At 64.0% G+C, this 25444-nt stretch carries 24 protein-coding genes and 1 pseudogene; 9 read left to right on the forward strand and 16 right to left on the reverse strand.

Annotation, left to right across the window (positions count from 1 at the left end; genetic code table 11):
• Positions 1-7 precede the first annotated feature (7 nt).
• Both GDH07_RS32960 and GDH07_RS32965 read right to left on the reverse strand, forming a co-directional pair.
• Entirely contained in the window at positions 8-775 is a 768-nt protein-coding gene (locus GDH07_RS32960; RefSeq protein WP_371857902.1) for a methyl-accepting chemotaxis protein, read from the reverse strand.
• 90 nt (positions 776-865) lie between these two features.
• A pseudogene (locus GDH07_RS32965) lies at positions 866-2047 on the reverse strand (cache domain-containing protein); the annotation flags it as partial.
• Positions 2048-2357: 310 nt separating this feature from the next.
• Between GDH07_RS32965 and GDH07_RS24735 the strand changes: the two are divergent.
• Positions 2358-3254, forward strand: a complete 897-nt coding sequence (locus GDH07_RS24735; RefSeq protein ID WP_022642101.1) for a PA4780 family RIO1-like protein kinase — start codon at positions 2358-2360, stop codon at positions 3252-3254.
• A gap of 179 nt (positions 3255-3433) precedes the next feature.
• Here the strand turns inward: GDH07_RS24735 and cueR are convergent, their stop codons facing one another.
• The 3 genes from cueR to GDH07_RS24750 form a co-directional block, all read right to left on the reverse strand.
• Entirely contained in the window at positions 3434-3838 is a 405-nt protein-coding gene (gene cueR / locus GDH07_RS24740; protein ID WP_053132196.1) for a Cu(I)-responsive transcriptional regulator, read from the reverse strand.
• A complete protein-coding gene (locus GDH07_RS24745) occupies positions 3835-6231 on the reverse strand; it encodes a heavy metal translocating P-type ATPase (RefSeq protein WP_152899171.1) in 2397 nt (798 codons plus the stop codon). Before GDH07_RS24745 ends, cueR begins: the two co-directional genes overlap by 4 nt.
• Before the next feature lie 139 nt (positions 6232-6370).
• Complete coding sequence (locus GDH07_RS24750) at positions 6371-6754, reverse strand: hypothetical protein (protein ID WP_022642103.1); 384 nt, start codon at positions 6752-6754, stop codon at positions 6371-6373.
• A 146-nt stretch (positions 6755-6900) separates the two neighbouring features.
• Here GDH07_RS24750 and GDH07_RS24755 point away from each other — a divergent pair, with 146 nt between their 5' ends.
• Positions 6901-7098 carry a heavy-metal-associated domain-containing protein gene (locus GDH07_RS24755; protein WP_022642104.1) on the forward strand — a complete coding sequence of 66 codons (198 nt, stop codon included), beginning with the start codon at positions 6901-6903 and terminating at the stop codon, positions 7096-7098.
• Positions 7099-7190: 92 nt separating this feature from the next.
• On the forward strand, positions 7191-8384 hold the full coding sequence (locus GDH07_RS24760; protein WP_152899172.1) for a Bcr/CflA family multidrug efflux MFS transporter: 1194 nt from the start codon (positions 7191-7193) through the stop codon (positions 8382-8384).
• A 1-nt stretch (position 8385) separates the two neighbouring features.
• Here GDH07_RS24760 and GDH07_RS32380 read toward each other — a convergent pair whose 3' ends face one another.
• The 3 genes from GDH07_RS32380 to GDH07_RS24770 all read right to left on the reverse strand — a co-directional run bounded on the left by GDH07_RS32380 (position 8386) and on the right by GDH07_RS24770 (position 10044).
• A complete protein-coding gene (locus GDH07_RS32380) occupies positions 8386-8562 on the reverse strand; it encodes a hypothetical protein (protein WP_022642106.1) in 177 nt (58 codons plus the stop codon).
• A 144-nt stretch (positions 8563-8706) separates the two neighbouring features.
• Entirely contained in the window at positions 8707-9720 is a 1014-nt protein-coding gene (locus tag GDH07_RS24765) for a zinc-binding alcohol dehydrogenase family protein (RefSeq protein ID WP_152899173.1), read from the reverse strand.
• 30 nt (positions 9721-9750) lie between these two features.
• A complete protein-coding gene (locus GDH07_RS24770) occupies positions 9751-10044 on the reverse strand; it encodes a putative quinol monooxygenase (protein WP_152899174.1) in 294 nt (97 codons plus the stop codon).
• Between the two features lie 117 nt (positions 10045-10161).
• Here GDH07_RS24770 and GDH07_RS24775 point away from each other — a divergent pair, with 117 nt between their 5' ends.
• Both GDH07_RS24775 and GDH07_RS24780 read left to right on the forward strand, forming a co-directional pair.
• Complete coding sequence (locus GDH07_RS24775) at positions 10162-11073, forward strand: LysR family transcriptional regulator (protein WP_343038330.1); 912 nt, start codon at positions 10162-10164, stop codon at positions 11071-11073.
• Positions 11074-11240: 167 nt separating this feature from the next.
• Entirely contained in the window at positions 11241-12611 is a 1371-nt protein-coding gene (locus tag GDH07_RS24780) for an MFS transporter (RefSeq protein ID WP_152899176.1), read from the forward strand.
• An 86-nt stretch (positions 12612-12697) separates the two neighbouring features.
• Here GDH07_RS24780 and GDH07_RS24785 read toward each other — a convergent pair whose 3' ends face one another.
• The gene (locus GDH07_RS24785; protein WP_053132184.1) at positions 12698-13651 is read right to left on the reverse strand and encodes an adenosine deaminase; all 954 of its coding nucleotides are present in this window, start codon (positions 13649-13651) and stop codon (positions 12698-12700) included.
• Positions 13652-13936: 285 nt separating this feature from the next.
• Here GDH07_RS24785 and GDH07_RS24790 point away from each other — a divergent pair, with 285 nt between their 5' ends.
• Positions 13937-15025, forward strand: a complete 1089-nt coding sequence (locus GDH07_RS24790; RefSeq protein ID WP_152899177.1) for a calcium:cation antiporter — start codon at positions 13937-13939, stop codon at positions 15023-15025.
• Here the strand turns inward: GDH07_RS24790 and GDH07_RS24795 are convergent.
• From GDH07_RS24795 to GDH07_RS24810, 4 genes are all read right to left on the reverse strand, one after another.
• On the reverse strand, positions 15022-16029 hold the full coding sequence (locus GDH07_RS24795) for a formylglycine-generating enzyme family protein (RefSeq protein ID WP_343038331.1): 1008 nt from the start codon (positions 16027-16029) through the stop codon (positions 15022-15024). The genes GDH07_RS24790 and GDH07_RS24795 overlap by 4 nt on opposite strands.
• Positions 16030-16140: 111 nt before the next feature.
• The gene (locus GDH07_RS24800) at positions 16141-17499 is read right to left on the reverse strand and encodes an 8-oxoguanine deaminase (RefSeq protein ID WP_022642116.1); all 1359 of its coding nucleotides are present in this window, start codon (positions 17497-17499) and stop codon (positions 16141-16143) included.
• A gap of 194 nt (positions 17500-17693) precedes the next feature.
• Positions 17694-18377: an SDR family oxidoreductase gene (locus GDH07_RS24805; protein WP_152899178.1), complete on the reverse strand. Its 684-nt coding sequence runs from the start codon at positions 18375-18377 to the stop codon at positions 17694-17696.
• A gap of 25 nt (positions 18378-18402) precedes the next feature.
• Positions 18403-18753: a MerR family transcriptional regulator gene (locus GDH07_RS24810; RefSeq protein WP_022642118.1), complete on the reverse strand. Its 351-nt coding sequence runs from the start codon at positions 18751-18753 to the stop codon at positions 18403-18405.
• Positions 18754-18836: 83 nt separating this feature from the next.
• On the opposite strand from GDH07_RS24810, the gene GDH07_RS24815 reads away from it, so the two are divergent.
• Positions 18837-19274 (forward strand): hypothetical protein, encoded by a 438-nt coding sequence (locus tag GDH07_RS24815; protein WP_031320809.1) that lies wholly within the window; start codon positions 18837-18839, stop codon positions 19272-19274.
• 516 nt (positions 19275-19790) lie between these two features.
• Here the strand turns inward: GDH07_RS24815 and GDH07_RS24820 are convergent.
• From GDH07_RS24820 to GDH07_RS24830, 3 genes are all read right to left on the reverse strand, one after another.
• Entirely contained in the window at positions 19791-20372 is a 582-nt protein-coding gene (locus GDH07_RS24820; protein WP_022642120.1) for an IMPACT family protein, read from the reverse strand.
• Positions 20373-20377: 5 nt separating this feature from the next.
• A complete protein-coding gene (locus GDH07_RS24825) occupies positions 20378-21046 on the reverse strand; it encodes a TetR/AcrR family transcriptional regulator (protein ID WP_152899179.1) in 669 nt (222 codons plus the stop codon).
• Between the two features lie 94 nt (positions 21047-21140).
• Positions 21141-22061 carry a LysR family transcriptional regulator gene (locus GDH07_RS24830; protein WP_152899180.1) on the reverse strand — a complete coding sequence of 307 codons (921 nt, stop codon included), beginning with the start codon at positions 22059-22061 and terminating at the stop codon, positions 21141-21143.
• Positions 22062-22186: 125 nt separating this feature from the next.
• Between GDH07_RS24830 and aptA the strand changes: the two genes are divergently transcribed.
• Together aptA and GDH07_RS24840 are read left to right on the forward strand one after the other, a co-directional pair.
• On the forward strand, positions 22187-23536 hold the full coding sequence (aptA, locus tag GDH07_RS24835) for an omega-aminotransferase AptA (RefSeq protein ID WP_053132178.1): 1350 nt from the start codon (positions 22187-22189) through the stop codon (positions 23534-23536).
• Between the two features lie 74 nt (positions 23537-23610).
• On the forward strand, positions 23611-25104 hold the full coding sequence (locus GDH07_RS24840; protein ID WP_152899181.1) for a CoA-acylating methylmalonate-semialdehyde dehydrogenase: 1494 nt from the start codon (positions 23611-23613) through the stop codon (positions 25102-25104).
• The last annotated feature ends 340 nt before the right edge of the window (positions 25105-25444 follow it).

Here is a 25444-nt window from a genome sequence, read left to right on the forward strand (position 1 = left end):
CCACGGGTCAGGTCTTGAAGCGCCGGACCAGGCCGTCCAGTTCGTTGGACAGGTCCGCCAGGCTCTGGGAGTCCAGGCGCGCCGAGTTGGCCAGTTCCGCCACCAGTTGCGCGTCGCCATGGATCTGGCTGATGTGCCGGTTGATGTCTTCGGCCACTTGATGCTGTTCTTCGGCGGCGGTGGCGATCTGGGTGTTCATGTCGCGGATCACATCCACCGATTCGCGGATCTGCCCGAAGCTGTTGCGCGCCAGGCCAATGCGCTCCACCGATTGCTGGGACACTTCCAGGCTGGCATGCATCTGCTGGGTCACCGCGCTGGTGCGCTTGGCCAGGTTGCCCAGCAGGCCGTCGATCTCGGCGGTGGAGTCGGCGGTGCGCTTGGCCAGCGCCCTGACCTCATCGGCCACCACGGCAAAGCCACGGCCCTGTTCACCGGCGCGCGCGGCCTCGATGGCCGCGTTGAGGGCCAGCAGGTTGGTCTGCTCGGCGATGGAGCGAATGGTGCCGAGGATCGACTGGATATCGTTGCTGTCGCGCTCCAGTTGCTGCATCGATTGCGCCGATTGTTCGATCTCCTGGCTCAGGCGATCGACGCTGTGCACCGCCGCGTCGATCTGCTGTTGGCCTTCGCGGGCCTGGCGCTGGCCGCTGTCGGCGGATTCGGCGGCCTGGCTGCAGGAGCGCGCCACTTCGTTGGCCGTGGCGACCATTTCATGGAACGCGGTGGACACCATGTCCACGGCTTCGCGCTGGCGTCCGGCGGCCTCGGCCATGTCGCTGGAGACTTGGGTCGAGGAGTGGGAGGTGGCGAGGATCTTCTGGGCGGCCTGGCCGATGTTCTGGATCAGCTTGCGGATCGCCGCGAGGAACTGGTTGAACCAGTTGGCCAGTTGCGCGGTTTCATCGCGACCGCGGATGTCCAGGCTGCGAGTCAGGTCGCCCTCGCCCTGGGCGATGCCTTCCAGGCCGCTGGCCACGCCCCGGATCGGACGCACGATGAGGCCGGCGAAGCTGGCGCCGAACACGGCGAACAACACCGCCAGGACCCCGGCGATGATGGCGATGATCCAGGTCAGCTGGGTCGCCTGGCCCATGACTTCGTCCTGCTGGATCAGGCCGATGAAGGTCCAGCCCAGTTGCTCGGAAGGCCAGATGTTGGCCATGTAGCGCTTGCCACCCAGCTCCACCTGCACCAGGCCCTTGCCGGCCTTGGCCAGTTGCTCGTAGCCGCTGCCGAGGCTGCCCAGAGACTTGAAGTTGTGTTCCGGCTGCTTGGGGTCCACCAGGATGGTGCCGCTGTTTTCCAGGAGCATCAGGTAGCCGGATTCGCCCAGCTTGATCTGCTTGACGATCTCGGTGAGCTGCTTGAGCGAGACGTCCACCGCGACCACGCCGCCTTGGGCGCCCAACTGGTTGCCCAGGGAGCGCACGGTGCTGACCAGCACCGCATCGTCGTTGGCCCAGTAGTAGGCCGCGGTGCGCAGGGTCTTGCCCGGGTTGGCCTGGGCGGTCTGGTACCAGGGGCGCACACGTGGGTCGTAGTTGCTCAGCTTCAGGTCGGCGGGCCAGGAGACGTAGCCGCCATTGCTCACGCCATAGGACACATAGGAGTAAGCCGGATGGCTGGCGGCCATGGCGGCGAACAGTTCGAAGATGCGTTTGTCCTGTTCGCCTTCGGGGGCCTTGGCGGCTTCGGCGCTCATCCAGGTCTTGAGGTTGTCGCCGGCCTGGGTGAGCAGGGGTTGAGCCGCCAGGTAATCGATGTTCTGGCTGATGCCCTCGAAGAACAGCTGCATGGCGTTGGCCACTTGGCGGATTTCGCGATTGCTGCTGTCGACGAAGCCGTCCTCGGCATCGCTGCGCAGGTTCATCACCACCAGCGTGGCGACCAGCACCACGGGGAGGCAGGCGATGACGGCAAAGGCCCAGGTGAGTTTCTGTCTGATGTTCATCTGCGCTCCGGTTTTTCTTGTTGTGTTGTCAGTCCACGAAGTGCGGGCACTTCGCGAAACCCTGGGCAGCTTGGAATCTGTGCGGGTTGCCATCCCTGGAGCGAGTGCGGCAGGCGGCGATCGAACCTTGGCCGGATGCTGACGTCTTTATTGGATTGTCGGACAAACTCCCTTGTCTCTAATGACGTCGGCCCAGGCCGTGGAAAATTGAGTCGGCAGGAAGAAAAATTCTTCTGTCGGGGGCGCCCGGCCAGCATTGTCCACTGGTGGACAAGGGCTGCAGCGGCATATTGCGTGCATTGCAGGGCAGGGGAGACCGGCAGCCCTTTCCCGTCGTGGGAGGATTGCCGTATAACGAGTGACTTTCGCGTGTTTGGTAACAAGGGAACCAGAATAAAAGCTGATGAAGACTCCAAAACGCATTGAACCGCTGATCGAAGACGGTCTGGTAGATGAGGTGCTGCGTCCACTCATGAGTGGCAAAGAAGCAGCTGTGTATGTGGTGCGCTGCGGGAAGGAGATACGTTGCGCCAAGGTCTACAAGGAGGCCAACAAACGCAGTTTCCGCCAGGCGGCGGAGTATCAGGAGGGCCGCAAGGTCCGCAACAGCCGCCAGGCCCGGGCCATGGCCAAGGGCTCGAAGTTCGGGCGCAAGGAGGCCGAGGACGCTTGGCAGAACGCCGAGGTGGCCGCGTTGTTTCGCCTGGCCAATGCCGGGGTCCGGGTGCCCAAGCCGTTCGACTTCCTCGAAGGCGTGCTGCTCATGGAACTGGTGGCCGACGAATACGGCGATGCCGCGCCGCGCCTGAACGATGTGGTGCTGGAGCCGGAGCAGGCGCGTGAATACCACGCCTTCCTGATTTCCCAGATCGTGCTGATGCTGTGTACCGGCCTGGTGCACGGTGACCTGTCCGAGTTCAACGTGCTGCTGGGGCCGCAAGGGCCGGTGATCATCGACCTGCCCCAGGCAGTGGATGCGGCCGGTAACAACCATGCCTTCAGCATGCTCGAGCGCGATGTCGGCAACATGGCCGCCTACTTCGGGCGCTTCGCCCCGGAGCTCAAGCGCACCCGCTATGCCAAGGAAATGTGGGCCTTGTACGAGGCGGGAACCTTGCATCCGGGCAGCGTGCTGACCGGTGAGTTCGCCGACTCCCAGGAGCGGGCGGACGTGGGCAGCGTGATGCGCGAGATCGAAGCGGCGCGCTTCGACGAAGAGCGCCGCCGGGCTGCCCGTGCGGAGGACGAAAGACCGCCGGGCAAATCCGACGAGCCACCGCCTCCGCCCTGGATGCAGTGACCCATGAAAAATCCGGCCGAGGCCGGATTTTTCATTTCTGCAGACCACCTCGGCTCCCTGTAACCGCTGTCGAGCCTGCGAGGCTGCGCCAAGGTCCGCAGGACCTCCAGGACTCGATTTCGCGAGCGCTGCGCGCCCGTGCGCAGCCTGCGGCAGCGGCTACACCAAGCATGCCGCACTCAAGGTCCGCAGCAACTGCCGGAGGCCAGCTCCTTGAGGATCGGGCAGTCCGGGCGGTGGTCGCCGTGGCAGTGCTCCACCAAGTCCTGCAAGGTGTCGCGCAAGCCCGCCAGTTCGCGGATCTTCTGGTTCAGCTCGTCGATGTGCTGGCGTGCCAGGGCCTTCACGTCGGCGCTGGCTCGCTGGCGGTCCTGCCACAGGGTCAGCAGCTTGCCCACTTCTTCCAGGGAGAAGCCCAGGTCCCGGGAGCGCTTGATGAATGCCAGGCTGTGCAGGTCTTCGTTGCCGTACAGGCGATAGCCGCTGTCGCTACGGTGGGCCGGCTTGAGCAGGCCGATGGACTCGTAGTAGCGGATCATCTTGGCGCTCAGGCCGCTCTTGCGCGCTGCTTGGCCGATGTTCATCCGGCATTCTCCAGGTCTTTGGGTTTCCAGGTTTTCAACAGTAGCGCATTGCTCACCACGCTGACGCTGGACAAGGCCATGGCGGCGCCGGCGAGCACCGGGTTGAGCAGGCCGAAGGCGGCCAGGGGAATGCCGATCAGGTTGTAGACGAAGGCCCAGAACAGGTTCTGGCGGATCTTGCCGTAGGTCTTGCGGCTGATCTCCAGGGCGGCCGGGATCAAGCGTGGCTCGCCGCGCATGAGGGTGATGCCGGCCGCGTGCATGGCCACGTCGGTACCGCCGCCCATGGCGATGCCGATGTCCGCGGCGGCCAGGGCCGGGGCGTCATTGATGCCGTCGCCGACCATGGCCACCACCCCGGTTTTCTTCAGTTCGGCCACGGTGGCGGCCTTGTCCGCGGGCAGCACTTCGGCATGGACGTCGGTGATGCCCAGGGCATCGGCTACCACCTTGGCGCTGCCACGGTTGTCACCGGTCAGCAGGTGGCTGCTGATGTGCCGCGCGCTGAGTTGCTGCACCGCCTGCAGGGCACCGGGCTTGAGCGTGTCGCCGAAGGCGAACAGGCCCAGTACCCGGGATTGCGGGCTTTGCTCGATCAGCCAGGACAGGGTCCGGCCTTCGTGTTCCCAGTCCTTGGCGGCCTGGGCCAGGTCGCCCGGGTTCAGGCCGCTTTCTTCCAGCAGGCGACGGTTGCCCAGGGCCAGTTGCCGGCCCTGGAGGGTGCCGGCGATGCCGCGGCCGGTCAGGGACTGGCTGGCACTGACATCGGCGACCGCCAGCTGGCGCTCCTGGCACAGGTCCAGCACGGCTTTGGCCAATGGGTGTTCGCTGCCGCGCTGCAAGGCGCCGGCCAGTTGCAGGAGGCTGTCGTCATTGCCATCCACGGCTTGCATATGGGCGATGCGCGGGGTGCCCGAGGTGAGGGTGCCGGTCTTGTCGAACACCACCGAGCTGACCTCATGGGCCCGTTCCAGGGCTTCGGCGTCCTTGATCAGGATGCCGTGGCGCGCGGCGACGCCGGTACCGGCCATGATCGCGGTGGGGGTGGCCAGGCCCAGGGCACAGGGACAGGCGATCACCAGTACGGCCACGGCGTTGATCAGGGCGGTTTCCAGGGATGCGCCGGACAACCACCAGCCCACCAGGGTGATCAGCGCCAGCACCAGCACGGTGGGCACGAACACCTGGCTGACCTTGTCCACCAGTTTCTGGATCGGCGCCTTGCCGGCCTGGGCGTCTTCCACCAGGCGGATGATCCTTGCCAGCACGGTTTCCGCGCCCAGGGCCTGGGTGCGTACCAGCAGTCGGCCTTCGCCGTTGATGGCGCCGCCGGTGACCTTGTCGCCGGGCTGCTTGGGCACCGGCAGGCTTTCACCGCTGATCAGGGCTTCATCGGCATGGCTCTGGCCTTCGACGACCTCGCCGTCCACCGCGAAGCGCTCGCCGGGCTTGACCAGTACCAGGTCGCCCAGGCGCAGCGCGCTGATGGCCACTTCCTGTTCGCGTCCGTCGATCACCTGGATCGCCCGTTCCGGCCGCAAGGCTTCCAGGGCGCGGATGGCGCTGGCGGTCTGGCGCTTGGCGCGACTTTCCAGGTACTTGCCCAGCAGCACCAGGGCGATGACCACCGCCGAGGCTTCGAAGTACAGGTGCGGCATGCTGCCTGGCGCGGCCGTGGCCCACTCATAAAGGCTCAGGCCGTAGCCGGCACTGGTGCCCAGGGCCACCAGCAGGTCCATGTTGCCGCTGCCGGCGCGCACGGCTTTCCAGGCCGCCACGTAGAAGCGCGCACCGAAGATGAATTGCACGGGCGTGGCCAGGGCGAACTGGGCCCAGGCCGGGAGCATCCAGTGCAGGCCGAAGGGCTCCACCAGCATTGGCAGCACCAATGGCAGGGCCAGCAAGATGGCCAGTGCCAGGCTCCAGCGCTCGCGCCGCAGTTGGTGTTGGGGATCGGCGTCATGGCGTTGCTCGGCCTGCCACAGGCTGGCGCGATAGCCCGCCTTGGTCACTGCCTCGATCAACAGCGCCGGATCGACCTGGCCCAGCAGCTCCAGGTGGGCACGCTCGGTGGCCAGGTTGACGTTGGCGCTGCGCACTCCCGCCACCTTGCTCAAGGCGCGCTCGACGCGGCCGGCGCAGGTGGCGCAGGTCATGCCGCCGATGCTCAGTTCCAGGCTCTGCACGGGCACGCTGTAGCCCGCGTTTTCCACGGCGGCCAGCAAGGCTGGCAGGCTGCCTCCCGGTGCCTCGACCCGGGCCTGTTCCGTGGCCAGGTTGACGCTCACCGCAGCGGCGCCGGCGACCTTGCCCAGGGCGCGCTCCACGCGTCCGGCGCAACTGGCGCAGGTCATGCCGGCGATCGGCAGGTTGAAGGTGATTGAATCGGACATGGGGACCACTCCCTGTAGACGGTTGGCTACAGGATCAACCTTGCCACGCAGGCAAGGTCAAGGGGCATTGCGCGGGTGCTTCATTTTGTCCCAGGGACAAAATGCACCGGCCCGGCGTCGAGGGACGCCGGGCAACCGGTCAGTAGCCCAGGGAGGCGGGCTTGAGATACATGCCGGAGGGACTGGTGGCGATGCGGTACTTGAGCACTTCGCCAGCCCTGAGGCTGACCTCCTGGGCGTTGGGGGCCAGCATGCCGGCGTTGCAGCCTGGCGCTTGGCCCGGTAGCAGCTTCAGGCTCAGCGCCACCTTGCCTGCGGGCAGGTTGAAGGACGTACTCTGTTCCTGGAACAGCCGGCCGGCCAGCTGGTCCTGGATGTACAGGCCGATTTCACAGGAGGTGGCGACTTCCAGCCGCTCCCTGGAAATGATCAGTACGCCGTAATCCTCGCCGGCGGCCAGGGCCGGTGGCACTGCGGCGAACAGGCCCAGCAGGCCGACGAGGCTGAAAGTTGACCAGCGCATGGCTGAATCTCCCGCTTTGATGACATAAGGAGTGAAGCTTGGCCGAGCGCGGCGTCGATTTCCAGCCCGGCAGGTTGCGCTGGAACTTGACCTTGCCATGGTGGCAAGGACAAGACTCTGCCCAACTTCAACACAGGAGAAGCGCAATGCAAGTATTCAACGTTCAAGGCATGTCCTGCGGCCACTGCGTGCGAGCCATCACCCAGGCCTTGCAGAGCAAGGATCCGGCAGCCACCGTGCGGGTGGACCTGGCGGCCAAGGAAGTGGGGGTCGAGAGCCGGCTGTCCAACGATGAAGTGATCAGCCTGATCAGCGAAGAAGGCTATGCGGTGCAGGTTGCCTGATCGATCTGATCGTTAGCGACCTACCGGAATGTTCAAGGCGTCCAAGCACGGATAAACTATCGGGCCGCTGACCCGACGCTCGTTTGGATGCCATGAACCTACGCATTATCTTGATTCTCGGCGCCCTGAGCGCATTCGGCCCCTTGGCCATCGACTTTTACCTGCCAGCCTTCCCGGCGATGGCCCAGGCTTTCGCCACCGATGAAAAACACGTCCAGCTGACCCTGGCCTCCTACTTCCTGGGGTTGTCCATCGGGCAACTTCTCTATGGGCCATTGGCCGATCGCTTCGGCCGCCGACCGCCGCTGCTGGCCGGGGTTGGATTGTTCACCTTGGCGTCGGTGGCGTGCGCCTATGCGCCGAGCCTGGAATGGCTGATCGGTGCGCGCTTCGTCCAGGCCCTGGGCGGTTGCGCCGGGATGGTGATCTCCCGTGCGGTGGTCAGCGATAAATGCGATGCGGTGGGTTCGGCCAAGGTGTTCTCGCAACTGATGCTGGTGATGGGCCTGGCGCCGATCCTGGCACCCATGCTCGGTGGGCTGCTGGTCAATCTGCATGGCTGGCAGTCGATCTTCATCATGCTCACGCTGTTCAGTGCCCTGTCCGGGCTGGCGGTGGCCCTGGGCTTGCCGGAAAGCATGCCGGCCGAGCAAGCGCGCCTGCCGTTGTCCGGGGCGCTGCACCAGTACGGCTTGCTGCTCAAGGACCGGGTGTACCTGGGGCATGCGCTGACCGGCGGGATCGCCATTGCCGGGATGTTCTCCTATATCGCCGGCTCGCCCTTCGTTCTCATCAAGCTCTATGGGGTGCCAGCGGAGCATTTCGGCTGGTTCTTCGGGATCAACGCCGGCGGTTTCATCCTGGTGGCCCAGGTCAACGCGCGGCTGCTGGCCAAGCGCGGACCGGCTTTCCTGTTGGCGCGCACCGTGTGGATCTACCTGGCGGCGGGCCTGACCCTGCTGGGCATCAGTACCTTGCACACCGAGGCGCTGTGGCCGCTGCTGGTACCGCTGTTCGTATGCATCGCCAGCCTGGGATGCATCATCCCCAACGCCGCGGCCTGCGCCATGAATGGCCAGGGTGCACGGGCTGGCAGCGCCTCGGCGCTGCTGGGGTGCCTGCAGTTCAGTGTGGCCGCAGGCGCGGCCTACCTGGTGGGCGTGCTGCACGACGGCAGCGCCACGCCCATGGCGATGGTCATCTGCCTGTGCGGCGTGCTGGCGGTGAGCATGGCGGTCATGACCCGGCGCTTGCAGAACGCCCGGGCCCTGCAGGCCGCTCGCTGAGTCAACCGGCGGCGCGTTGTGGCTGGGGAATCGTATGCGGGGCTTGGAGCCGGCCCTGCAGGGTCTGGGTGAAGGCCCGGGCCTCGGCCTCGCTGCGGAATGTCACGGCGTGCTGGTCCAGGCGTACTTGCCATTGGGAGCCTTGAGGGGTTGCCAATTCTTTTATCAGGATCTTCATTGCTGACCTCCTAACGGTAAAAGACTGCACTGCAAGGGAGCCCCAGTGTAGACCTGAACAAGGTCAAAACCATGACCGGAATCAACTCTCTGACTGACGGCCGACACCACGCCGCTAGCGTGGTATTGGCCGCCTGGCGTTGCCTCAGAAACCTTCCAGGACGATCTTGCCCTTGGCCTTGCCGCTTTCCAGCAGGGCGTGGGCGCGGCGCAGGTTGGCGGCGTCGATCCGGCCGAAGTGCTCGCCGACCGTGGTCTTGAGGGTGCCGGCGTCGATCAGCTCGGCGACCCGCGTCAGGATCACGTGTTGCTGTTGCATGTCGGGAGTCTCGAACAGCGAGCGGGTGTACATGAGTTCCCAGTGCAGCGACAGGCTCTTGCGCTTGAGCTTGGTCACGTCGAAGCTTTGCGGATCGTCGATCAGCCCCAGCTTGCCCTGGGGTGCCAGGGCTTCGACCAGTTGGTCCAGGTGAGTGTCGGTCTGGGTCAGACTGGCCACGTGGGTCACCTGTTCGATACCGATGCGCTTGAGTTCGGCGCTCAGTGGCTGGCTGTGATCCACCACCGCATGGGCGCCCAGCTCGCGCACCCAGGTCTGGGTCTGCTCGCGGGAGGCGGTGCCGATCACCTTGAGCCCGGTCAGTTGCCGCGCCAGTTGGGTGAGGATCGAACCGACACCGCCGGCGGCGCCGACGATCAACAGGCTTTGGCCTTTGTCAGCTGGCTCTTGGCTGACCTGCAAGCGATCGAACAGCAGTTCCCAGGCGGTGATCGCCGTCAGCGGCAGGGCGGCGGCTTCGGCAAAGCCCAGGCTCTTGGGCATGTGGCCGACGATGCGCTCATCCACCACGTGCACTTCGCTGTTGGCCCCGGCGCGGGCGATGGAGCCGGCGTAGAACACCTGGTCGCCAGCCTTGAACAGGCTGACTTCGCTGCCCACGGCCTTGACCACCCCGGCCACGTCCCAACCCAGGACCTTGGCCGCCCCGTCTTCGGGCTGGACGTTGCGGCGTACCTTGGTGTCCACCGGGTTGACCGAGATGGCCTTGACCTCCACCAGCAGGTCGCGGGGGCCGGGAGTCGGTTCCGGCAGTTCGATGTCTTGCAGGGCGCGTGGATCGTCGATCGGCAGCGATTGGTAATAGGCGATGGCTTTCATGATGGGTTCCTTTAAGAAGATTGAAGAGGGTCAGGCGATCAGTTGCAGGCGCTTGAGTTCGAAGTGTTCGAGGGCATCGCGGGTGTGCTCCAGGAAGGCCTGGAAGTGTGCGGTGCCGTTGTGCAGGTCCAGGGCCGCCTGGTTATCCCAGCGCTCCAGGACGTAGAAGGTGCCCGGCTGCTCGGCATCCTGGTGCAGTTGGTAATACTGGCAGCCGGCCTCTGCGCGGCTGGGGGTCACCAGGGCACTGAGTTCACGTTGCAGCACGTGCTGCTGGCCTGGCCGGGCGACCAGGGTGGCAATGGCGGTGAAGGGTTCGGACATCGGGGTATTCCTCGGTGGAACTGGACGATGGAGAGATGATTGGCTATTTCTCAACCGGGTAAAACCGGCTAAAAGAGCAGTCTCTTTCAATGTTTTTTTGATAATCCGAGGCTGGCCGTGTTGCGATTCGATGACTTGCAGTTGTTCGTGCGTGCCGCTGACCTGGGCAGCCTGTCGGCGGCGGCCCGGGTCATGGACCTTTCGCCGGCGGTGGCCAGCGCCGCCCTCAAGCGCATCGAGCACCACCTCGGCGCACGCCTGCTGGCTCGCTCCACCCGCAGCCTGCGCCTGACCGCCGAGGGCGAGGGTTTTCTCGAATACGCCCGCGCCGCCTTGGGCAACCTGGATGAAGGTCGGCGCCTGCTGGCCAGCGGGCAGGACCAGGTCAGCGGTGTGTTGCAGCTTTCCGCTCCCTCGGATCTCGGGCGCAACCTGCTGCTGCCCTGGCTCGACGAGTTCCAGCGCGAGCATCCCAAGCTCAGCGTGCGCCTGTTGCTGGGGGACAGGATCGCCGACCTGTTCCGCCAGCCGGTGGACATCGCCCTGCGCTACGGTGAACCGGAGGACTCGAGCCTGGTGGCCCTGCCGGTGGCCCCGGAAAACCGCCGGGTACTGTGCGCCGCTCCCGGCTACCTGGCGCGCCATGGCGAGCCGCGCCAACTGGAGCAACTGGCCCAGCACAACTGCCTGTTGTACATGCTCGACAGCCGGGCCCACGATCTCTGGAGCTTTCATGACGGCAAACGCGAGGTGAGCCTCAGCGTCAGTGGCGACCGCCTGAGCGACGATGCCGATGTGGTCCGGCGCTGGGCCCTGGCCGGGGCCGGGATCGTCTACAAGTCCTGGCTGGATGTGGCCGCCGATGTGCTGGAGGGGCGCCTGCAAGTGCTGCTGCCGGAGCTGACCTGCGAGCGGGCGTCGCTGAACCTGCTCTGCACCCATCGGGCGCACCTGAGCAAACCGGTGAAGCTGTTGCGCGATTTGTTGCAAAGACGCTGCGCCGAGATCAGCGCTCGCCGCCCGGTATAGCCCCGCCACGACATAGCACTCCCAGGACAGGCCCCGCGTCGACCGGCCTGCTGGCGTTGCGACCCTGGGCGTCGCTGGTGGATGCGGGCAGGTCGCCCTCGGCAATCAGCCCCGGTCTCGATCCCGCACACTCCGACGGTCAAGTATTCGACTGTGGGGGACGGGGCATGGGCATACAGGAGTACAGCGCTGCGGAGCGCCTGGAGCGGCTACCCATCAGCGGCTATCACCGGCTTATCTTCATCATCATCGCCTTGGCGTTCTTCTTCGACTCCATGGACCTGGCGATGATGACCTTCCTCCTGGGCTCGATCAAAGCCGAGTTCGGCTTGAGCTCGGCCCAGGCCGGGCTGCTGGCCAGCTCGAGCTTCTTCGGCATGGTGCTGGGGGCATCGCTATCGGGAATGCTCGCCGACCGTTTCGGTCGCAAGCCGGTGTTCCAGTGGAGCATCGTGCTCTGGGGCGTGGCCAGCTACCTGTGCTCCACGGCCCAGGACGTGGACAGCCTGACCCTGTTCCGGGTGCTGCTGGGAATCGGCATGGGCATGGAGTTTCCCATCGCCCAGTCGATGCTCTCGGAGATGATCCCGGCGCAACGACGCGGGCGCTACATCGCCTTGATGGATGGCTTCTGGCCCCTGGGTTTCGTCGCCGCCGGGGTGCTGTCGTACTTCCTCCTGCCGTTGATCGGCTGGCGCGACATCTTCCTGGTGCTGGCGATCCCAGCGCTGTTCGTGCTGGCGATCCGCTTCTTCATTCCCGAATCGCCGCGCTGGCTGGAGCAGGCCGGGCGCCATGCCGATGCCGACCGGGTACTGCAAGGCATCGAGGACAAGGTGCGGGCATCGCTAGGCACCAGCCAGCTGCCCGAGCCCGTGCGCCTGCCACGCATAGAGAGCGCGCCTGGGCAGTTTTTCTCTGCGTTGCGCCAGATCTGGTCGCCGCAGTATCGCCAGCGCACGGTGATGATCTGGAGCCTGTGGTTTTTCGCCCTGCTGGGGTTCTATGGCCTGACCTCCTGGCTCAGTGCGCTGCTCCAGCAGTCCGGTTTCGCGGTGACCCAGTCGGTGTACTACACGGTGCTGATTTCCCTGGGGGGGATCCCGGGGTTCCTCATGGCTGCCTGGCTCGTGGAGCGCTGGGGGCGCAAGCCGGTGTGCATCGTCACCTTGCTCGGTGGCGGGATCATGGCCTTCTTCTACGGGCAGAGCGCGGTGTTCGGCGGCAATGCGAGCCTGCTGATCGGCACCGGGTTGCTGATGCAGTTCTTCCTGTTCGGCATGTGGGCGGTGCTCTACACCTACACCCCGGAGCTGTATCCGACCTCGGCCCGGGCCACGGGCTCGGGGTTCGCTTCGGCGGTTGGCCGTATCGGTTCGTTGCTGGGGCCCTTGGTGACGGGGCTGGTATTGCCAGTCGCCGGGCAGGGGGGCGTGTTCGCCCTGGGGGCGGCGTGCTTCGTGGTCGCGGCGGCGGTGGTCTGGCGCTTCGGGATGGAGACCCGGGGCCGGACCCTGGAGGAATTGAGCGAGGTGTAGAGGGGGCGTTGCGTAGCCCCAGGCGCCCTTGCAAGAGGGCGCCTGGGGAAGGTGCTGCCTGTGGCAGCGATTCCGGCAGGCTGGCCTTACGGCTTGACCAGGCGGGCGTCCAGGCTGTTCTGGGCCAGGCGCTGGGCTTGCTCCCGGGTCATGCCCAAATCGGTGTACAAGGCATGGAAGTTCTCGGTGACGTAGCCGCCGAAGTAGGCCGGGTCATCGGAATTGACCGTCACCTTCACGCCGCGCTCGAGCATTTCCAGGATGTTGTGCTGGGACATGTGATCGAACACGCAGAGCTTGGTATTGGACAGCGGGCAGACGGTCAGCGGAATCTGCTCGTCGATGATCCGCTGCATCAGCCGCTCGTCCTCGAAGGCCCGGACGCCATGATCGATGCGCTGGATCTTGAGCAGGTCCAGGGCTTCCCAGATGTACTCCGGCGGACCTTCTTCGCCAGCGTGGGCCACGGTCAGGAAACCCTCGGCGCGGGCCCGGTCGAACACCCGCTGGAACTTGCTCGGCGGATGCCCCATCTCGGAGCTGTCCAGGCCCACGGCGACGAAGGCTTCGCGAAACGGCAGGGCCTGGTCGAGGGTCTTCTGCGCTTCTTCTTCGCTCAGGTGGCGCAGGAAGCTGAGGATCAGGCCGCTGGTGATGCCCAGTTGCTGCTCGCCATCCTTCAGGGCGCTGGCGATGCCGTTGAGCACCACTTCGAAAGGCACGCCACGGTCGGTGTGGGTCTGCGGGTCGAAGAAGGGTTCGGTGTGGATCACGTTCTGTTCTTTGCAGCGCAGCAGGTAGGCCCAGGTCAGGTCGTAGAAGTCCTGGGAGGTGCGCAGCACGTCGGCGCCCTGGTAGTACAGGTCGAGGAACTCTTGCAGGTTGTTGAAGGCGTAGGCCTTGCGCAGGGTCTCGACGTCGCTCCAGGGCAGGGCGATCTTGTTGCGCTCGGCCAGGGCGAACAGCAGCTCGGGCTCCAGGGAACCTTCCAGGTGCAGGTGCAGTTCAGCCTTGGGCAAGGCGTTCAGCCAGTCATACATGGTGTTGTCTCATCAGGTGCGGGGGGCTGCGAGGAGGGGCGACACCTGGGCTTCCCCTTCTCTGGGGGCTGGCCGACGGTTGCGCTCCTCGCCGGTTTTCACCGGGTCCGAAAAAGCCGCCATTCTACAGCGGGCGCGACGAATGTCCGGTAAAACCTGACCGAGGGGGCGTGCGGCCAGGCCCCTGGAAGTCGATTCTTCTAAGATGTAACGAAACATTAGTGACTCGATGCAGTCTCCAGGTCATCTCCTGTGTCCGTTTTTCCATTCCGTCAAAGGACTGCAATGCTCACTTCCCTCAAGCAAGAAAAGCTCCTGCTGCTTGCGCTACTGGCTGCCTTGGCCGCCTATCCCCTGGAACACCTCTTGCTCAACAGCGGCCAGGGCATCGCCCTGCTCGCCGGGCTGGTGCTCATCGGTTTCATCGTGGTGGCTTCGATGCGGGTGGCCCATCACGCCGAGCTGTTGGCGGAAAAGGTCGGCGACCCCTACGGCACCATGATCCTGACCCTGGCTGCGGTGCTGGTGGAGGTGGTGATCCTGGCGATCATGATGAGCAACGAGGCTTCGCCGACCCTGGTGCGCGACACCATCTATTCGGCGGTGATGCTGGATATCAACGGCATCCTCGGCCTGGCCGCGCTGATGGGCGGCATCAAGCATGGCGAGCAGCCCTACAACGACGATTCGGCGCGGACCTACAGCGTGATGATCCTCACCGCCATGGGCGTGTCGATGGTGGTGCCGGAGTTCATTCCCGAAAGCGACTGGAAGGTCTCCTCGGCCTTCACCATCGGCGCGATGGTGGTGCTCTACACCCTGTTCCTGCGCATGCAGGTCGGGCCACACAGCTACTTCTTCAGCTACAGCTATCCGGAGAAACGCCGCCATAAAGAGGCTCAGGAACAGCCCGCTACCGTCAACCTGGCCTGGAGCATCGGCATCCTGGTGTTCGGTGTGGTGGTGATCGGCGCCCTGGCCGAGGTGATGTCCAAGACCCTGGACCTGGGCCTGGAAGGCACCGGCGCACCACCGGTGATCACGGCGATCCTGGTGGCGGCGATTTCCGCTGCACCGGAGATCCTCACCGCGTTGCGCGCAGCCCTGGCCAACCGCATGCAGTCGGTGGTCAACGTGGCCCTGGGGGCGTCCTTGTCGACGGTGATCCTGACGGTGCCGGTGATGGAGGCCATGGCCCTGTACACCGGCCAACCGTTCCAGATGGCCATGACGCCGGTGCAGACGGTGATGGTGTTCATCACCTTGATCGTCAGCGCGATCAACCTCAACGATGGCGAAACCAACGCCATCGAAGGCATGACTCACTTCGTGCTGTTCGCCACCTTCATCATGCTCTCGCTGCTCGGCCTTTAAAGCGGCTGTGCCGACTGGATGGCGCAGCGAAAGCTGACACCGGGGGCATTCCAGGCCGCGAGTGCTCCCCAACGCCAACGACGCACGGTGCTGGCCGAAGGCGAGAAGGTCGGGTCGTTGGCAGACACGTTGTTCGCTCCACGTTGCGCCCGATAAATGCCGGTTTGCGGCCCCTGCGGGTTCTCCACGGGAGACTCGCGATAGTAGTGTTTATCGTACCAATCGTTGACCCATTCGCTGGCATTGCCGGTGAGGTTGTAGAGGCCCAGGGGGTTGGGCACGAACCGGTCCACGGCGAAGGTCTGGTTGTCGTCGGGCGCCGGAAAGTTGCGGCCGTAGTCCAGGTTGCCGTTGTCGGTGGCGAACATCACCGGCTGGCCACGGTTGCGCGCCGCATATTCCCATTGGGCCTCGGTCGGAAGATCGACCGGATAACCACTGAGCTCTGCCAGCCAGCCGCAATAATCCTTGGCTTCTTGCCAGTCTCGAGACGCCGGGGCGGGCAGGTTCTCTTGGTAGAGGTGCTGCATTTCGGCGCGGTTACGCAGGGCCGTGTCGAATGGCGGCTTGCCTTGCGCGAGGAAGAACAGATCGAAATCGCCCAGGGTGGTTTGCAGCGAGGACAGGTAATAGCTGCTCAATTTGACGGGGTGGACGAAGTCGTCATCGACCTCGAGGCTGATCCGCTCCATTTTCGCCGGGTCCACGCCGCAGGGCCATTGGCACAAGGCATGTGGGTCGAAGCCACGGGGCCAACCGAAATCGCCCATCTGGAATTCGCCACCTTCAATCCGCACCATGTTGTCCAGCGAGCGGACGACCGTGCTCAGCACGGCAGCGCGATTTTGCGCGGAGAGGTCCGGGTACTTGCGGTTGATGGTGGAAGCTATTTCGGCAACTTTTGCAGGTGGCAGTACTTTGCTGGCGGGACCTGCAACCTCCTGTTTACTACAGCCTGAAATCAGCAGCGCGACGCAAAGCGCCAGTCCGTGCTTGTGTCTCACGTAATGTCCCTATGACAGCTATTTTGAGGGCGCAAACTACCATGTTTCACCAGGCCGATCCGGCTTGGAACGCAGGCGAGGGATCTGCTCCCCCGCCGCAGGAGGCATGGGTCAGGTATTGGCGATCAGTTGCCGGGCCGCCTGGCTGTGATCGGCGATCAGGCCTTTGAGGTCCAGCCCTTCGACTTGACCATCGAGTACCCGCCACTTGCCGCCAATCATCACCCGGTCCGCGCGATCTGCACCGCACAACAGCAGTGCCGAAACCGGATCGTGGCTACCCGAGAAACGCAGTTCATCGAGCTTGAACAAGGCCAGGTCCGCCTGTTTGCCCACCGCCAGTTCACCGATGTCGGTGCGGCCCAGCAGGCTTGCCGAGCCCTGGGTCGCCCAGCCCAGTACACGCTCCGGGGTGATTTTCTCGGCGCCGTAGCGCAAGCGCTGGATGTACAGCGCCTGGCGCGCTTCGAGAATCATGTTCGAGGCGTCATTGGACGCCGAGCCGTCCACGCCCAGGCCGAACAGCGCCCCTGCGTCGGTCAACTCGATACTGGGGCAGATGCCGGACGCCAGGCGCATGTTCGAACTCGGGCAATGGCAGATGCCGGTGCCGGCTTGCCCGAGGCGGGCGATTTCGTCCGGGTTGAAGTGGATGCCGTGGGCCAGCCAGGTGCGCGGGCCGAGCCAGCCGACGCTGTCCAGGTAGTCCACGGTGCGCAGGCCGAAGCGTTGCAGGCAGAAGTCTTCTTCGTCGAGGGTCTCGGCCAGGTGGGTGTGCAGGCGCACGTCCAGGGCCTCGGCCATTTCGGCGCTGGCGGCCATGATCTGCGGGGTCACCGAGAACGGCGAGCAGGGCGCCAGGGCGATCTGGATCTGCGCGCCAGGGCCACGCTCGTGGTACTGCTGAATCAGCCGTTGGCTGTCGTCGAGAATCACCTGGCCCTCCTGCACCGTCTGTTGCGGTGGCAGGCCGCCGTCCTTTTCGCCAAGGCTCATCGAACCGCGGGTGAGCATGGCGCGCATGCCCAGTTCACGCACGGCTTCGACTTGCACGTCGATGGCGTTTTCCAGGCCGTCGGGGAACAGGTAGTGATGGTCGGCGGCGGTGGTGCAGCCGGAGAGCAGCAGCTCGGCCAGCGCCACCTTGGTGGCCAGGGCGAGTTTTTCCGGGGTCAAGCGGGCCCAGACCGGGTACAGGGTCTTGAGCCAGGGGAACAGCGGCTGGTTGACTACCGGGGCCCAGGCCCGGGTCAGGGTCTGGTAGAAGTGATGGTGAGTGTTGATCAGGCCCGGCAGCAGCACATGCTCGCGGGCATCGAAGACTTCCTGGCAGGGGCTTGCGGGCTGTTGGCCGAGGCCGAGGATTTCGACGATCAGGCCGTCTTGCAGCACCAGGCCGCCGCGGGCGTCCAGGGCGTTGCCGGTGAAAATGGCCAGGGGATTTTTTAACCAGGTACGGGTCGCAGGCATGGTGGCCGGCTCCTCTGAAAGTGGGTTCAGGTTAGCCAGCTCAGTGTTGCCCTGTCTGCTGATCCAGGGTCGCCGTGGGGCGAGTGGAGCAGTCTAGCGAAAGTTTTGCCGGGGGACAAAACCGCTGTCCGGGGCCCGGTTCCAGAGCCTTTGCCGAAGGTGGCCGCAGGTTGTGGCGGCCACCTGTTCCGGGGTTACCAGGGAATGGTCTCGCCCTTGTAGTTGATGAAGTGGTGACCGCCCTTGCCGGTGTAGGCATTGACCTGGGCGATCAGGCCGCGAGTGCTGGTCAGCACGTCGATGTCGGCGCCTTCGCCGCCCATGTCGGTCTTGACCCAGCCCGGGTGCAGCGAGAGCACGGTCAATGGTTGTTCGAGCAGGCTGACGAAGCTGTTGGTCATGGAGTTCAGGGCCGCCTTGCTGGCCTTGTACAGCGCCAGCTCGGGAGCGTCGGGCATGGTCACGCTGCCCAGTACCGAGCTCATGAACGCCAGGACCCCGGTATTGGGGCGGATCTGCCCGACGAAACGCTGGGCCAGGTTGATCGGTGCCACGGCGTTGGTGAAGAACAGCTGGCCGACCTCGGCCTGGGTGGCCTGGCCCGGCAGTTGGTTGTCCGGGCCCTTGACCCCGGCGTTGACGAACAGCAGGTCGAACACCTGGCCCTTGAGTTTCTGGCTCAGGGCGAGCACGGCGTGCTGGTCGTCCATGTCCAGTTGTTCGATCTGCACTTTGCCCAGAGCTTGCAGGGCCTCGGCCTTGTGCGGGTTGCGCACGGTGGCGGTGACCTGCCAGCCGTCTTCGAGCAGGCGCTGGACCAGGCCGAGGCCCAGGCCCCGGGAGGCGCCGATGATCAGTGCGGTTTTTGCCGTGGACATAGTGAGGCTCCTTGATGAGTGAAGATCACGGATTCAGTGGACAGGCTTGCCCGAGCCTTTGTTGCAGCTCGCGGCGCAAGAGGTCCAGTTCGTTGATGCGGGTTTCGATCAGCTCGAGCTTGTCTTGCAGCAATTGCGCAACGGCCTGGTCTGGCTTGGTGCTGCGCCACAGGGCGCCGACGCTGCTGCTGATTTCCCCGAGGCTGAAGCCCAGGCGTTGCGCAGTCTTGATGTAGAGCACCAGCTGGACCATGTCGGGAGGGTAGTCACGATAGCCGTTGGCGCTGCGCTTTGGGGCGATCAGCCCGCGCTGTTCATAGAAGCGCAGGGTATCGCGGCTGACGGCGCAGGCGCTGGCCAATTCTCCGATACGCATAAGGGGGGCTCGAAGGGGGTTGACCCTGGAGCATACTCCAGGCTTTAGCCTGCGCGCTCCTTTAATCCATGGAGCGATTGATGATGTGGACGAATGCGCAGTACCGAAAATTGGTCCGGGCCAGCGGCTGGTACGACCTGTTGATGACCATGGCCTTTGTGACGCCCTGGAGCTTCATGGCCTTGCATGGGCTGCTGGGGCAGTTGGCCCTGGCACTGGATCTGCCGGGGGACCTGCCGCCATTCGAGCCCATGCATATGCTGTTGGCCAACTTGATGGGATCGATCGTCTGCGTGTGGTCGCTGTTGCGGATTCGCGATCCACAACCGACATTCGGTCGTTATGACGCGCTGGGACGCTTCCTGTTCGCCACCTGGATGGCGTATGCCCTGGCCCAGGGGGGCACGCTGCTGATCGGTGTGTTCCTGTTCTTCGAGCTAGCCTGGGGCGTGGCCCAGTGGTTGCCGGTGCGCGCCGATAATCACGGCGACGGGTTTGCGCCGGTACCTTCGCCGCAGTGAACCTGGGGCTGGACAAAAAGTGAGCAGCAGCGCCCAGGCCCTGTGCAACCTGCGGTACACGCAGCGTTGCACGGGTTATCCACAGTTTGCTCCACAGTATTTGTGTGCAAGCTCGAAACTTGGGCATAAGCCTGGCCGGCTTATCTTCCAAGCGCGATAAACCGAGCTAACTGGCTGTTTTGTGGTGCAAAAAATCCACGGCGGAAGCTTTTGGACGAAAAATGATCAATGTCGGCGAAGCCACGTTGCAAAAGGGCTACAGCGCTATTTGCTCAGGTTATCCACAGCCGGGTGCACAGTAGATGTGGGCAATTGCCATGACGCAGAGTGTTTATCAGGCCGTTGAAAAACTACCTGCGTTGCCATCGCTGCGTTAAAAACACTCTGGTGCGCCAGCCCGGTCAAAATGCTCATTGACCACTCGTGAACTGCGCTTTTTCGCCTGTTTTTGCCTTGCGCTGGCTGCCTCGCCTACGTTTTTCAATGGCCTGTTATGCACAGCCAAGGCCGGCAGTTTCAACGTTGCAGGAGGATGCGTCCGCGACTCAGGTCGGCCAATTGCCGTTGCAGGGTGTCGATCTGCTCTTCACCCAGGGCCAGTTGCAGCTCCACGCCATTGGCGGTGAAGTCTTCCTGGACCAGCAACCCGCCCAGCTCGGCGACTCGCAGCTTGACCAGGGCCAGTTCGCTGAAGCTGCAAGCGCAGCGCAACGGCACCCGGTTGACCAGGGCGATGCGTTCGGCCCCCTGCAGGCATTTATTGGCGCCACCGCCATAGGCCCGGGCCAGGCCGCCGGTGCCCAGCTGGATACCGCCGTACCAGCGGATCACCAGGACTGCCACCTGGTCGCAGTCCTGGGCTTCGATGGCGGCCAGGATCGGTCGTCCGGCTGTGCCGCCGGGTTCGCCGTCGTCATTGCTGCGGTACTGGTCGGCCAGCTTCCAGGCCCAGCAGTTGTGCGAGGCGTCGGCGTCGCTGTAGGCCTGGATGAAGGCCTGGGCCTCGGCGGTGCTAGTGATGGGTGCGGCGAAGGTGATGAAGCGGCTTTTGCGAATCTCCTCGCGGTATTCGCAAAGGCCGGCCAGGGTAGAGGGCATGGGGTTCAGGCTTTTTCCACAGGTGACAGGCCGCAGCCCTTGAGAATGATGCGCAGCAGGTTGTTGGTAGCGGCTTCCATGTCTTGCTTGGTCAGGCGGCTGCGGCCGGTGACGCGGCAGATCTGGCTGGCGAAGTCGGCATAGTGCTGAGTGCTGCCCCACAGCAGGAAGATCAAGTGCATCGGGTCCACCGGGTCCATCTTGCCGGCGTCGATCCAGGCCTGGAACACGCTGGCCCGGCCCTGGAACCAGGCGCGGTAGTCCTGGCTGAAATATTCGCTGAGGCATTCACCGCCGCTGATGATCTCCATGGCGAAGATGCGCGAGGCTTGTGGCTGGCGCCGGGAAAACTCCATCTTGGCGCGGATGTAGCGGGTCAGCGCCTCGGCCGGGTCGTCCGCGGCGGTGAGGCTGTTGAAGGTGCTGTCCCACTGCTCGAGGATGTTGCTCAGCACCGCGACGTACAACCCCAGCTTGTTGGTGAAGTAATAGTGCAGGTTGGCCTTGGGCAGCCCGGCGTTCTGCGCGATGGTGTTCATGCTGGTGCCTTTGAAGCCATGGCGGGCGAACTCGTCTTCGGCGGCCTGGATGATGGCTTGCTCGTTCTTCTGGCGGATGCGGCTGGCCGGTTTGCCTGGGTGGGCAGCGCTGTGGGCAGGGACTTCAAGGTTCATGGAGGTTTCCGAGCGAGTCTGTGGGGGACAGCCTGTGCGTTGATAGCCTACCCGGCTTGAACAGACAAGCCTTGGCGCGACAAAAGCCAGCGGCTCATCGGGTGGTCGCCAGGCTTTCCAGGAAACTTTCCAGGACCAGGTGCGGGCGCCGGCCCTTGCGGGTGACCGTCGACAGGTTCAGGTCGTAGAACCTGGACCTGGGCTTGAGTGCCCGCAGCCGGCCTTGCTGTACCCACAGGCTGGCGTAGTGATCCGGCAGGTAGCCGATGTAGCGCCCGGTGAGGATCAGGAAGGCCATGCCCTCGCGGTCCGAGGCGCTGGCGGTGCAGTTCAGCGCCTGGTAGCGGGCCTGGATCTCGGCCGGCAGGCGGAAGGTTGGGGCAATGGCCTCCTGGGCATTGAGGCGCTGGTCGTCCAGCTGCTTGTCATCCACATAGAACAGCGGGTGGCCGACAGCGCAGTACAGCAGCGAGCGTTCGTCGTACAAGGGTTGGTATTCCAGGCCGGACAGGGCGCTGGCCTGGGGCACTACGCCGACGTGCAGGCGACCGTCGAGTACCCCTTGCTCGACCTCGCTGGGGGCGATCATGCGGATCTGGATCTGCACGTCCGGGCCGCGTTCCTTCAATTGCGCCAGGGCGTGGGTGATGCGCATGTGGGGCAGGGTCACCAGGTTGTCGGTGAGGCCGATGATCAGCTCGCCGCGCAAATGGCGGTGCAAGCCGTTGACCTCGGTACGAAAGCTTTCCAGGGCGCTGAGCAGTTGCAGTGTCGACTGGTAGACCTCACGGCCTTCCTCGGTCAGGGAGAACCCGGCGCGCCCACGTTGGCACAGGCGCAGGCCGAGCCTTTGCTCCAGGTCGCTCATCTGCTGGCTGATGGCCGAGCGGCCGATGCCGAGGACCGTCTCGGCGGCGGAAAACCCGCCGCACTCCACCACGCTGCGGAAGATGCGCAAGAGGCGGATGTCGAAGTCGCTGACTTGCGCCAGTGGGTCGGCTCGATGAAGGCTCATAGTTTAGTGGGCGGCTGACTGAAGGTTATTAAAGTTGGATTTCATCGACTTTATAGCCGTGGCAACTTAGCCGCAACAACGCTGCATCATTCCTACGCCGCTTCATTGCCTTGCGAGGTTTTGCCATGAACATGCCGGAAAACGCCCACCAGTCCCTGGCCAGTCAGCTCAAGCTCGACGCTCACTGGATGCCCTATACCGCCAACCGCAACTTCCAGCGCGACCCGCGCCTGATCGTTGGCGCCGAGGGCAGTTGGCTGGTGGATGACAAGGGTCGCAAGGTCTATGACTCGTTGTCCGGCCTGTGGACCTGTGGCGCCGGCCACTCACGCAAGGAAATTCAGGAGGCGGTGAGCAAGCAGTTGGGCACCCTGGATTACTCGCCGGGTTTCCAGTACGGCCACCCGCTGTCGTTCCAGCTGGCGGAGAGAATCACCGCCCTGACCCCGGGCAACCTGAACCATGTGTTCTTCACCGATTCCGGCTCCGAGTGTGCTGACACCGCGGTGAAGATGGTGCGGGCCTACTGGCGCCTGAAAGGCCAGCCGACCAAGACCAAGATGATCGGCCGGGCCCGTGGTTATCATGGCGTGAACATCGCCGGCACCAGCCTGGGCGGGGTCAATGGCAACCGTAAGTTGTTCGGCCAGGCGATGATGGATGTCGATCACCTGCCGCATACCTTGCTGGCCAGCAACGCATTCTCCCGGGGCATGCCGGAGCAGGGCGGTATCGCCCTGGCCGAAGAGTTGCTGAAGTTGATCGAGTTGCATGACGCTTCCAACATCGCCGCGGTGTTCGTCGAGCCGTTGGCCGGCTCCGCTGGGGTACTGGTGCCGCCACAGGGTTACCTCAAGCGCCTGCGGGAAATCTGCGACCAGCACAGCATCCTGCTGGTGTTCGACGAAGTGATCACTGGCTTTGGGCGTACTGGCGCGATGTTCGGCGCCGACAGCTTCGGTGTGACGCCGGACCTGATGTGCGTGGCCAAGCAGGTCACCAACGGCGCGATCCCCATGGGCGCGGTAATCGCCAGTTCCGAGATCTACCAGACCTTCATGAACCAGGCGACTCCCGAGTACGCGGTGGAATTCCCCCACGGCTACACCTATTCGGCGCACCCGGTGGCCTGTGCGGCCGGCCTGGCGGCCCTGGACCTGCTGCAAAAGGAAAACCTGGTGCAGAGCGTGGCCGAGGTCGCGCCGCACTTCGAGAAAGCCTTGCACGGTATCAAGGGTGCGAAGAACGTGATCGACATCCGTAACTTCGGCCTGGCGGGGGCGATCCAGATCGCGCCTCGCGATGGCGATGCGATCGTGCGTCCATTCGAGGCCGGCATGGCCCTGTGGAAAGCCGGGTTCTATGTGCGCTTCGGTGGCGACACCCTGCAGTTCGGCCCTACCTTCAACAGCAAGCCGCAGGACCTCGACCGTTTGTTCGACGCAGTTGGCGAAGTGCTGAACAAGCTCGACTGATCCGATCCTTCTTATATAGCAGCAGGCGCGAAGTGGTTCGCGCCTGTGCCTTTCCTCTTTCCAGGAGTTTGCGCATGAGCCTGATTTCCCACCTGATCCATGGTGAGTTGGTAAGTGATAGCGGTCGCAGCAGCGATGTCTTCAACCCGTCCACTGGCCAGGCGATCCATAAAGTGCCGTTGGCCAGTCGCGAGACCATCCAGCAGGCCATCGATTCCGCCAAGTCGGCATTCCCGGCCTGGCGCAATACACCGGCGGCCAAGCGTGCCCAGGTGATGTTCCGCTTCAAGCAATTGCTGGAGCAGAACGAAGCGCGTATCGCCCAGCTGATCAGCGAAGAACATGGCAAGACCCTGGAGGATGCCGTTGGCGAGTTGAAGCGTGGCATCGAGAACGTCGAGTACGCCTGCGCAGCGCCGGAAATCCTCAAGGGCGAGTTCAGTCGTAACGTCGGGCCGAACATCGATGCCTGGTCCGACTTCCAGCCGCTGGGGGTCGTGGCGGGTATCACGCCATTCAACTTCCCGGCCATGGTGCCGTTGTGGATGTACCCGCTGGCGATTGCCTGTGGCAACTGCTTCATCCTCAAGCCTTCCGAGCGTGATCCCAGCTCCACGCTGTTGATCGCCCAACTGCTGCATGAGGCCGGGCTGCCCAAGGGCGTGCTGAACGTGGTGCATGGCGACAAGACCGCGGTGGATGCGCTGATCGAGGCGCCGGAGGTCAAGGCCTTGAGTTTTGTCGGCTCGACGCCGATTGCCGAATACATCTATGCCGAGGGCACCAAGCGCGGCAAGCGCGTCCAGGCGCTGGGCGGGGCGAAGAACCACGCGGTGCTGATGCCGGATGCCGACCTGGATAATGCCGTCAGTGCGCTGATGGGCGCGGCTTATGGTTCCTGCGGCGAGCGTTGCATGGCGATTTCGGTTGCGGTGTGTGTGGGAGACCAGGTGGCTGATGCCCTGGTGGCCAAGCTGGTGCCGCAGATCAAGGCGCTGAAGATCGGTGCCGGTACTTCCTGCGGCCTGGACATGGGGCCACTGGTCACCGCCCAGGCAAAGGACAAGGTCAGCGGTTATGTGGAAGACGGCGTGGCTGCCGGCGCACAGCTGGTGGTGGATGGCCGTGGCTTGAGCGTGGCAGGTCACGAGGAGGGCTTCTTCCTGGGTGGCTGCCTGTTCGATCGCGTGACTCCGCAGATGCGTATCTATAAAGAAGAGATCTTCGGGCCGGTGTTGTGCATCGTGCGGGTCAACAGCCTGGAAGAGGCCATGCAACTGATCAACGATCATGAGTATGGCAATGGCACCTGCATCTTTACCCGGGATGGTGAGGCTGCGCGCTTGTTCTGCGACGAGATCGAAGTGGGCATGGTGGGGGTCAACGTACCGCTGCCGGTGCCAGTGGCCTACCACAGCTTTGGTGGCTGGAAGCGTTCGCTGTTCGGCGACTTGCATGCCTATGGTCCTGATGGTGTGCGTTTCTACACTCGCCGCAAGGCCATTACCCAGCGCTGGCCGCAACGGGCCAGCCATGAGGCTTCGCAATTCGCTTTCCCTAGCCTTTAAGCAAGACGCTGCTCAAGGCCGGCCCGAGAGGGCCGGCCTTGGCATTTATGGGCTTTTTTGACCGATGTGACAGATTTATGAAAATAAGTGTTGACGGCAGATTCTACATGTCTATAATTCGCCCCACTTCCGGCGCAGTCGAAACGGAAAACTCATTGAGATTCAACGAGTTACGAAGATTTCGACAGCGATCACGCTTCAGTTCATCGAAGCCCGAAAGGAGCTGATAAGGCAGCGAAAGTGGCCTTGTTAGCGTTTCGATCCTCTCGATCGAAAGCGGTTAAAAAGAGGTGTTGACAGCAGCGTGTAACGCTGTAGAATTCGCCTCCCGCTAACGAGA

Origin of the sequence: Pseudomonas piscis (genome assembly GCF_009380155.1) — a bacterium.
In the GTDB taxonomy this organism is placed as follows: domain Bacteria; phylum Pseudomonadota; class Gammaproteobacteria; order Pseudomonadales; family Pseudomonadaceae; genus Aquipseudomonas; species Aquipseudomonas piscis.

Bases quoted from the DNA above. Each gene is read 5' to 3' on its own strand.
- GDH07_RS32960 (WP_371857902.1), bottom strand. From the start codon at position 775: ATGGCCGAGGCCGCCGGACGCCAGCGCGAAGCCGTGGACATGGTGTCC.
- GDH07_RS24735 (WP_022642101.1), top strand. From the start codon at position 2,358: ATGAAGACTCCAAAACGCATTGAACCGCTGATCGAAGACGGTCTGGTA.
- cueR (WP_053132196.1), bottom strand. From the start codon at position 3,838: ATGAACATCGGCCAAGCAGCGCGCAAGAGCGGCCTGAGCGCCAAGATG.
- GDH07_RS24745 (WP_152899171.1), bottom strand. From the start codon at position 6,231: ATGTCCGATTCAATCACCTTCAACCTGCCGATCGCCGGCATGACCTGC.
- GDH07_RS24750 (WP_022642103.1), bottom strand. From the start codon at position 6,754: ATGCGCTGGTCAACTTTCAGCCTCGTCGGCCTGCTGGGCCTGTTCGCC.
- GDH07_RS24755 (WP_022642104.1), top strand. From the start codon at position 6,901: ATGCAAGTATTCAACGTTCAAGGCATGTCCTGCGGCCACTGCGTGCGA.
- GDH07_RS24760 (WP_152899172.1), top strand. From the start codon at position 7,191: ATGAACCTACGCATTATCTTGATTCTCGGCGCCCTGAGCGCATTCGGC.
- GDH07_RS32380 (WP_022642106.1), bottom strand. From the start codon at position 8,562: ATGAAGATCCTGATAAAAGAATTGGCAACCCCTCAAGGCTCCCAATGG.
- GDH07_RS24765 (WP_152899173.1), bottom strand. From the start codon at position 9,720: ATGAAAGCCATCGCCTATTACCAATCGCTGCCGATCGACGATCCACGC.
- GDH07_RS24770 (WP_152899174.1), bottom strand. From the start codon at position 10,044: ATGTCCGAACCCTTCACCGCCATTGCCACCCTGGTCGCCCGGCCAGGC.
- GDH07_RS24780 (WP_152899176.1), top strand. From the start codon at position 11,241: ATGGGCATACAGGAGTACAGCGCTGCGGAGCGCCTGGAGCGGCTACCC.
- GDH07_RS24785 (WP_053132184.1), bottom strand. From the start codon at position 13,651: ATGTATGACTGGCTGAACGCCTTGCCCAAGGCTGAACTGCACCTGCAC.
- GDH07_RS24790 (WP_152899177.1), top strand. From the start codon at position 13,937: ATGCTCACTTCCCTCAAGCAAGAAAAGCTCCTGCTGCTTGCGCTACTG.
- GDH07_RS24800 (WP_022642116.1), bottom strand. From the start codon at position 17,499: ATGCCTGCGACCCGTACCTGGTTAAAAAATCCCCTGGCCATTTTCACC.
- GDH07_RS24805 (WP_152899178.1), bottom strand. From the start codon at position 18,377: ATGTCCACGGCAAAAACCGCACTGATCATCGGCGCCTCCCGGGGCCTG.
- GDH07_RS24810 (WP_022642118.1), bottom strand. From the start codon at position 18,753: ATGCGTATCGGAGAATTGGCCAGCGCCTGCGCCGTCAGCCGCGATACC.
- GDH07_RS24815 (WP_031320809.1), top strand. From the start codon at position 18,837: ATGTGGACGAATGCGCAGTACCGAAAATTGGTCCGGGCCAGCGGCTGG.
- GDH07_RS24820 (WP_022642120.1), bottom strand. From the start codon at position 20,372: ATGCCCTCTACCCTGGCCGGCCTTTGCGAATACCGCGAGGAGATTCGC.
- GDH07_RS24825 (WP_152899179.1), bottom strand. From the start codon at position 21,046: ATGAACCTTGAAGTCCCTGCCCACAGCGCTGCCCACCCAGGCAAACCG.
- GDH07_RS24830 (WP_152899180.1), bottom strand. From the start codon at position 22,061: ATGAGCCTTCATCGAGCCGACCCACTGGCGCAAGTCAGCGACTTCGAC.
- aptA (WP_053132178.1), top strand. From the start codon at position 22,187: ATGAACATGCCGGAAAACGCCCACCAGTCCCTGGCCAGTCAGCTCAAG.
- GDH07_RS24840 (WP_152899181.1), top strand. From the start codon at position 23,611: ATGAGCCTGATTTCCCACCTGATCCATGGTGAGTTGGTAAGTGATAGC.